The 7,383-nt window shown below is 54.0% G+C and carries 9 protein-coding genes and 1 tRNA gene; 6 read left to right on the top strand and 4 right to left on the bottom strand.

What is annotated here, in order from left to right; all coding sequences use genetic code 11:
• Positions 1-144 precede the first annotated feature (144 nt).
• Positions 145-232: transfer RNA gene (locus tag Q7C21_RS09930), tRNA-Ser, on the bottom strand.
• A 235-nt stretch (positions 233-467) separates the two neighbouring features.
• Here Q7C21_RS09930 and yccA point away from each other — a divergent pair.
• Together yccA and tusE are read left to right on the top strand one after the other, a co-directional pair.
• Entirely contained in the window at positions 468-1,121 is a 654-nt protein-coding gene (gene yccA, locus Q7C21_RS09925; RefSeq protein WP_003850014.1) for an FtsH protease modulator YccA, read from the top strand.
• A gap of 105 nt (positions 1,122-1,226) precedes the next feature.
• A complete protein-coding gene (tusE, locus tag Q7C21_RS09920) occupies positions 1,227-1,553 on the top strand; it encodes a sulfurtransferase TusE (RefSeq protein WP_003850016.1) in 327 nt (108 codons plus the stop codon).
• On the opposite strand, the gene yccX is transcribed toward tusE, so the two are convergent.
• Positions 1,554-1,832 carry an acylphosphatase gene (gene yccX / locus Q7C21_RS09915; RefSeq protein WP_003850019.1) on the bottom strand — a complete coding sequence of 93 codons (279 nt, stop codon included), beginning with the start codon at positions 1,830-1,832 and terminating at the stop codon, positions 1,554-1,556. It lies immediately after the preceding gene.
• 85 nt (positions 1,833-1,917) lie between these two features.
• On the opposite strand from yccX, the gene rlmI reads away from it, so the two are divergent.
• Complete coding sequence (rlmI, locus tag Q7C21_RS09910; RefSeq protein ID WP_003850021.1) at positions 1,918-3,108, top strand: 23S rRNA (cytosine(1962)-C(5))-methyltransferase RlmI; 1,191 nt, start codon at positions 1,918-1,920, stop codon at positions 3,106-3,108.
• 58 nt (positions 3,109-3,166) lie between these two features.
• Positions 3,167-3,484 (top strand): heat shock protein HspQ, encoded by a 318-nt coding sequence (hspQ, locus tag Q7C21_RS09905; protein ID WP_010246651.1) that lies wholly within the window; start codon positions 3,167-3,169, stop codon positions 3,482-3,484.
• A 33-nt stretch (positions 3,485-3,517) separates the two neighbouring features.
• Here the strand turns inward: hspQ and Q7C21_RS09900 are convergent, their stop codons facing one another.
• Positions 3,518-3,931, bottom strand: coding sequence for a CoA-binding protein (locus tag Q7C21_RS09900; RefSeq protein WP_375150692.1), 414 nt, complete (start codon positions 3,929-3,931; stop codon positions 3,518-3,520).
• Positions 3,932-4,107: 176 nt separating this feature from the next.
• Between Q7C21_RS09900 and Q7C21_RS09895 the strand changes: the two genes are divergently transcribed.
• Positions 4,108-4,749: a DUF2057 family protein gene (locus Q7C21_RS09895; protein ID WP_008925883.1), complete on the top strand. Its 642-nt coding sequence runs from the start codon at positions 4,108-4,110 to the stop codon at positions 4,747-4,749.
• A gap of 67 nt (positions 4,750-4,816) precedes the next feature.
• Positions 4,817-5,275, top strand: a complete 459-nt coding sequence (gene mgsA, locus Q7C21_RS09890; protein ID WP_003850029.1) for a methylglyoxal synthase — start codon at positions 4,817-4,819, stop codon at positions 5,273-5,275.
• Position 5,276: 1 nt separating this feature from the next.
• Here the strand turns inward: mgsA and helD are convergent, their stop codons facing one another.
• Complete coding sequence (helD, locus tag Q7C21_RS09885; RefSeq protein ID WP_039660963.1) at positions 5,277-7,331, bottom strand: DNA helicase IV; 2,055 nt, start codon at positions 7,329-7,331, stop codon at positions 5,277-5,279.
• Positions 7,332-7,383 lie beyond the last annotated feature (52 nt).

Below are 7,383 nucleotides of genomic sequence, written 5' to 3'. Positions count from 1 at the left end.
AGAGATTCGAACTCTCGGATGGTTTCCCATCGGCGGTTTTCAAGACCGCTGCCTTAAGCCGCTCGGCCACCCCTCCGTTTTGAAACTGTACTGCATCGGCAAAACTATTGATTTTTACCGCTTTATTGCCCGTGGCAGATAAAGTGGCGGAGGAGGAGAGATTCGAACTCTCGGATGGTTTCCCATCGGCGGTTTTCAAGACCGCTGCCTTAAGCCGCTCGGCCACCCCTCCGCAATGACGCGCACTATAAACACCCCGTTTAGGGATGTAAAGCATCTATCTGTTTATTCGCCTGAAAAACAGCCAGATTGTGATTTTTTGGTGTCAAAATCGCCACTCTGCTCAAACAATTAGCAGATTAGCGCGTAAAGAAGGGTAAAACGCCTTTTCCCTCTTTAATGGGCTGCGTATTCTCGGCACATATTTAACGATCTGCTTATTAGTGTTCTGCTTAAAGGAGCGCAACATGGAAAGAATTGTCACCTCATCGCAGTCGTCACTGCTTTCAACGCACAGAGTTCTGCGCAATACCTATTTTCTGCTTGGGCTGACTCTGGCCTTTTCGGCGGTTACAGCTACCGCCAGCACCCTGCTTGCCTTGCCTGCGCCGGGCCTGATCCTGATGCTGGTCGGCTTCTATGGTTTGATGTTTTTAACCTACCGCCTGGCTAACAGCCCGATGGGTATTCTTGCCGCGTTTGCGTTTACCGGCTTCCTGGGATACTGCTTGGGCCCTATTCTGAGCTCCTTCTTAACCGCAGGCATGGGCGACGTGATCGCACTGGCGCTGGGCGGTACGGCGCTGGTGTTCTTCTGCTGTTCTGCCTACGTGCTGACAACCCGTCGTGATATGTCCTTCCTGGGTGGCATGATGATGGCAGGTTTTGTGGTACTGCTGGTTGCGGTGGTCGCCAACATCTTCCTGCAGTTGCCTGCCCTGCATCTGGCTATCAGCGCCCTGTTTATTCTGTTTTCAGCCGGTGCGATTTTGTGGGAAACCAGCAACATCATTCATGGTGGCGAAACCAACTACATCCGCGCGACGGTCAGCCTCTATGTTTCGTTGTATAACATCTTCGTCAGCCTGCTTAGCCTGCTGGGTTTCGCCCGCAGCAACTAACCGGCAATGACAGTCGGCCTGTAAAACCCCGCTTCGGCGGGGTTTTTGCTTTTACTGCCTGCCAGGTTTGCTAAACTGCGCCGTCATTTACAGAGAGGAGATCACGTGAATTTTAACGGTAACGAAATCGCCGTCGATGCCGAAGGCTATCTGAAGAGTACCGACGACTGGAGTGAAGCGCTGGCGGCACACATTGCTGAGCGGGAAGGCCTCACCATGACCGAAGCACACTGGGAAGTGGTCCATTTTGTGCGCGCGTTTTATCTGGAATTTAATACCTCACCCGCCGTGCGGATGCTGGTAAAGGCAATGGCGAAGAAATACGGGGAAGAGAAAGGCAACAGCCGCTACCTCTTCCGCCTGTTTCCTGAAGGGCCGGCTAAACAGGCAACGAAAATTGCCGGCCTGCCTAAACCGGCAAAGTGTCTGTGATTAACCGGTTGTAAAATCGCGGGGTGGCTCTGCGGGCTGGTGCGGTTCCACCAGCACCTTATCAACGCGCGCACTGCGGGGCCCGCCCGCTTTAAGCCAGGCGATTAGCGCTTCGACCTTCTCCGCGTCGCCCCAGGCCAGCACCTCGACGCTGCCGTCATCCAGATTCCGCGCGTAGCCCAGCACGCCCAGCGTCCTGGCTTCTGCCTGCGTACTGTAACGAAACCCGACGCCCTGGACGCGGCCATGAACCCATGCTTTAAAACAGGCTGCTGACATTATTCTCTCCTGCTGCTGTTCGTTGCAATTTCCCGTTATCCACCGGACAATGGCGCCTCATTTTTTCAGGTAAGCATAGCAAACTATGACAGTCAGATTGATTCTCGCAAAGGGACGTGAAAAGTCCCTGCTCCGTCGCCATCCATGGGTCTTTTCAGGTGCCGTTGCACGTCTGGAAGGTAAAGCACAACGGGGTGAAACCCTTGACGTTTGTGACAGCAACGGCAAATGGCTGGCTCGCGCCGCATATTCACCCGAGTCGCAGATTCGCGCCCGCGTCTGGAGCTGGCAGGCCGATGAATCCATCGATATCGCTTTCTTTGTCCGCCGTTTCGAACAGGCGCAGCAGTGGCGTAAATGGCTGGCGGCCCGTGATGGTCTGGACAGTTATCGCCTGATTGCCGGTGAGTCTGATAATTTGCCCGGCGTCACTATTGATCGTTTTGGCAACTTTTTAGTAATGCAGCTGCTCTCGGCTGGCGCGGAATATCAGCGTGCGGCGATTATCACCGCCCTGCAGCAGTGTTTCCCTGGCTGCGCCATCTATGACCGTTCTGACGTGGCCGTGCGTAAGAAAGAAGGTCTGGAGCTGACACAAGGCCCCGTCACCGGTGAACTGCCACCGCCCCTGCTGCCGATCACAGAACATGGCATGAAGCTGCTGGTTGATATCCAGGGCGGCCATAAAACGGGCTATTACCTTGATCAGCGTGACAGTCGTCTTGCTACGCGTCGTTATGCACAGGATGCACGTGTACTGAACTGCTTCTCTTACACAGGCGGATTCGCTGTTTCTGCGCTGATGGGTGGGTGTAAAGAAGTCATCAGTGTGGATACCTCTCAGGAAGCGCTGGACGTAGCCCGTCAGAACGTTGAACTGAACGAGCTGGATCTTTCTCGCGCCCGTTTTGAGCGTGATGATGTGTTCAAACTGCTGCGCCGCTATCGTGACAGTGGCGAGAAATTTGATCTGATCATTATGGATCCGCCCAAATTCGTCGAAAACAAAAGCCAGTTAATGGGTGCCTGTCGCGGCTATAAAGATATTAATATGCTTGCCATTCAGTTACTGAATCCGGGCGGGGTCCTGATGACCTTCTCCTGCTCCGGTCTGATGGCTACCGAACTGTTCCAGAAGATTATTGCCGATGCCGCGCTGGATGCGGGACGCGAAGTGCAGTTTATCGAACAGTTCCGTCAGGCAGCGGATCATCCGGTCATCGCCAGCTATCCGGAAGGCCTCTATCTGAAAGGTTTTGCCTGCCGCGTGATGTGACTTGAAAAATGGGCTCCTGACCCCATATTGGTAAGAGAGCTTTTTTTCGGAGGTCACTATGATTGCCAGTAAATTTGGTATTGGTCAGCAGGTTCGTCATCGTTTGTCCGGCGTACTGGGCGTTATCGTTGATGTCGATCCTGAGTACTCGTTAGACGAGCCTAAAATTGAAGATGTTGGCGCAGAAGAAAAGATGCGTACCGCACCCTGGTATCATGTGGTGATGGAAGATGAGGAAGGCGATCAGGTTCATACCTATGTCGCAGAGATACAGCTTTCAGGTGAAACCAGCATTGAACATCCTGAGCAACCTTCAATGGATGAGCTCGCTGCATCCGTACGTCAGCAATTGCAGGCACCTCATTTGCGACACTAATCTGTGGCGGCACGCTCTGCCGCCACCCCTGATTTAGCGCGTAATCCCCAGACGTGGAATTTCAATCTTCGGGCAACGATCCATAATGACTGTCATGCCTGCATCCAGAGCCAGCACAGCCGCCTGTTCATTAATCACGCCGAGTTGCAGCCATAATGTCTTTGCCCCGACGGCTATAGCCTCCTGGGCGACACCCCATGCGGCTTCAGAATTGCGGAAGACATCCACCATATCAATCCCGCCGGGTACATCCGCCAGACTGGCATAACCCTGTTGCCCCAGCACTGTTTTCCCTGCAAGTTTCGGGCTGACCGGGATCACGTCATAGCCCTGATCAAGCAGATACTTCATCACACCGTAACTGGGACGTTCGGGGCGATCACTTGCTCCAACTAAGGCGATACGTTGGGTTCGCGTCAGCACGTCACGAATTGTCTGGTCGTTCATGTTTCTCTCCTTTCAGGCCAGCGTTGAGTGTAGATGGGTGCGCTCGTTAACGGGTAAGTCCTGAGCACAATTAATTGAACCCGCGCACGAATAAATATGTTTAAATGTAAATTAACTGCCATAATGTAAGAATTTGCTACACATCCCCTTTCGTGTCATCAGTTATCGGAGTTGAAATGAAGCTGTCGCTGGCTGTAACGGGGTTACTTACACTCCTCGTTTCGGCGTCCTGTTCTGCCATCACATTAAAGCTTGATCCGCAAATCGAGCTACTGGTGCTGGATGGTCGAAAAATTTCAGGCTCGCTCCTCAAAGGAGCTGACAGCCTGGAGCTGGATCGCGGTCAGCATCAGTTTCTGTTCCGGGTAGAGCATCAGCGCAAAGGGCTGAAAGAGAATGTCATTGCCTATCAGTCTCTGCCGATGATTGTCACGTTCACTGCTGTAGCCAAAACCATTACTATTCGGCTGCCCGCGCTGGAGACAAAACGCGAGCGTTATCATTTTGACCGCAGCCTTAACTTCCAGCTGGTGGATGAAAAAGGCACGGAGATTACCAGCGTGCGTGACCACCTGCCGGCCATCACAACCGCCGACATGGAAAAAGCGATGCTGAATTATAACCGCACCCGCCAGATCGCCTCTGTGCCCCGGTTTGCAAATTCCGCTTCTGCTCCCCCCTCTTCCGTCAGGCTTACCGCCGACCTGGACTGGACTTCACAGGCCGAACTGCCCTCGCTGCACCGCTGGTTTCATCGTTTCGATGAAGCGACGCGCCAGCAATTTATGACACTGGTCAAAATGCTACGTACGAGTTGATAGCGTTAATGGGCCAGAGGTAAACTCAGGATCCCTCTCATTGCGCATGAGCTATCAGGACGCCTCTATGGAACAGACTGTTCGCACCCTTGGCACCATAAAACATATCGCGCTGGTCGCCCATGACCACTGCAAAGCCGCACTGCTTGACTGGGTTAAACAGAATCAGCCCGCGCTGGAACAACACATCCTCTATGCGACCGGGACGACCGGAAATCTGATTAATCGTGATACCGGCCTGAACGTGACAGCCATGCTGAGCGGCCCGATGGGTGGTGATCAGCAGGTGGGTGCGCTGATTTCAGAAGGAAAAATTGATGCACTGATTTTTTTCTGGGATCCGCTTAACGCCGTGCCGCACGATCCGGATGTCAAAGCGCTGCTGCGTCTGGCAACCGTCTGGAATATTCCGGTCGCCACAAATCGCTCCACAGCGGACTTTATTATTCAGTCGCCGCTGTTTGCGCAAAGCCTGGAGATTATGATTCCCGATTATCAGCGCTATCTGGCCGATCGCCTGAAATAACTCAGGCTTTACGCAGTACTGGCACACCGAGCTCGCGGAAGTCATCGACAAACGGTGACGGCGCTGCTTTATCGAACAGTAAAAAGACCTGCTGACGCGCTCGCGTCAGTGCCACATAGGCCAGACGGCGCTCCTCCGCATGCGGGAAAGGTTCGGGCTGCGGCAGTAAGCCCTGTTCAATAACTGACTCGCGGACTTCCGCCGGGAACCCCTCTTTGCCCTGTTGTAATCCCAGCAGAATGACATAATCCGCCTGCTGGCCTTTGCTGGCGTGGATCGTCATAAAGTCCAGATTGAGTTTCGGCCAGCGGGTTCGGGCTTTATCCAGTATGTCTGGCCGCAGATAGTGATAGCGCGCCAGCAGCAGAATACGCTCATCCGGTTTCGCATAACCACTGAGTTTGTTCAGCAGGGCGTCCAGCTGATCCTCTGCCAGCAATGCAATCGATTTCTTATTGCCTTTGGTGACGCTATTCAGTGGTTTTGCCAGCTGTTGAGGATTCTGCTGGATAAAACGATTAGCAATATCGCCAATGCGATCGTTAAAGCGGTAGGTGGTGTCGAGCACGCAACGATCACCCTCACCAAAATAGTGATGGAATGCGGTCGTCAGCGTCATCTCTGCGCCGCTGAAGCGATAGATAGCCTGCCAGTCATCGCCAACCGCAAACAGGGCGGTGCGCTTATTCTGCTGGCGGAGTGCGCTGAGCAAGGCGGCACGCTGAGGTGAAATATCCTGGAACTCATCCACCAGTATGTGTTTCCACGGACTGATAAACCGCCCTTTTTCAAGAACGGCTATTGCCTGATGAATCAGACCCGAAAAGTCGACCGCGCCCTCCTCTTTCAACGCACTCTTCCACGCTTTCAATAACGGTGCCATCAGTTTGATGCGTTTACTGAAGAGATCCCGGACCTCTTCCGGCACATCCGCGATCATAGCTGCCTGTGCACCTCCGTGCATGCGCATCAGGCCGAGCCAGCGCTCCAGTCGTGACGCCAGCCGCTTTGCCAGCCTGTCGTCCTCCCAGAAAGGCCCCTCCGGTAATTCCCACTGCAGTTCGTCACGCAGCCACTGACGCCAGCCGTTTGCCATCGCTTTCTTCTCATGGCACTGCTGCTGCCATTCCCGGATCAATAACGCGCGACGCGCATCCGCATCACTCTCCAGCTTGCTGATAACCGGCTGCTTATTACTGCCTTCACGAATAATATGCAGCGCCAGAGAATGGAAGGTTCGCGCCTGGATGTCATCCGCGGAGAGCCGTGACTGGATACGCTCGTTCATCTCTTTGGCAGCCTCGCGGCCAAATGCCAGTAACAGGATTTGATCGGCGCTGGCCAGCTTGCGCTGCATTAACCAGCCTGCCCGGGCCACCAGCACTGACGTTTTACCGCTACCGGCGCCAGCCAGCACCAGCAATGAATTTTCGCCGTTGACCACCGCCTCACACTGCGACTGATTCAGTGGCGTGCTCTCGACGCTGGCAAAGAATGCCTGATAACGGCTTAACATAGCGGCCGTCCAGTCGCGGTTTCGCTGCTGCAAGGCCGCGTCACCCTGATCCAGCCAGCGCTGACAAAACGCCCAGTTCTCGCGGCAGTCAGCAAACTCTTTTAAGCGGATAAGAGGCATTGGCAACGCATCGAACTGTTTGAGAATTTTTGTTTTCAGCCCCTGCAGTTCGTGGCGGTTGAGCCAACGATCCTGCGCGCCAAAGGTCTCGATTTCATCATGCAGCGACTGGAGTACCTCACGGCAGACTGCGCTCATCTCCAGACTCCAGCTCTGCCAGGCCTGCATCAGATAGTGGTGAAAGCGCTGCGTCTCCTGCCATTCCGTTCCGTGCAGCCGAACCACTTTTTCATCGGCCAGCAAAAATTCCAGTTCGCCCCATACCAGCCCACGCTTGCAGGCAATATCCAGTAACTGGTTAAAGGGGATCAGATACTCGTGCTTATCGCCACTGACTTCGACGCCCGCCGCCATCAGGCGGACACGATTATAAGGATGCTGGGCAAGTCGTTTGCCCATCGAGGTTGCTTTCAGTTCCACGCCGACACCAACGTCAGATAACAGGATTAAGGGGAGTTTACCTGTCAGACCC

This window comes from Pantoea sp. ANP04 (assembly GCF_041982285.1).
GTDB lineage: Bacteria > Pseudomonadota > Gammaproteobacteria > Enterobacterales > Enterobacteriaceae > Pantoea > Pantoea eucalypti.
Note: the sequence above shows the minus strand (reverse complement) of the source record. Positions and strands in the feature narration are given on the sequence as shown.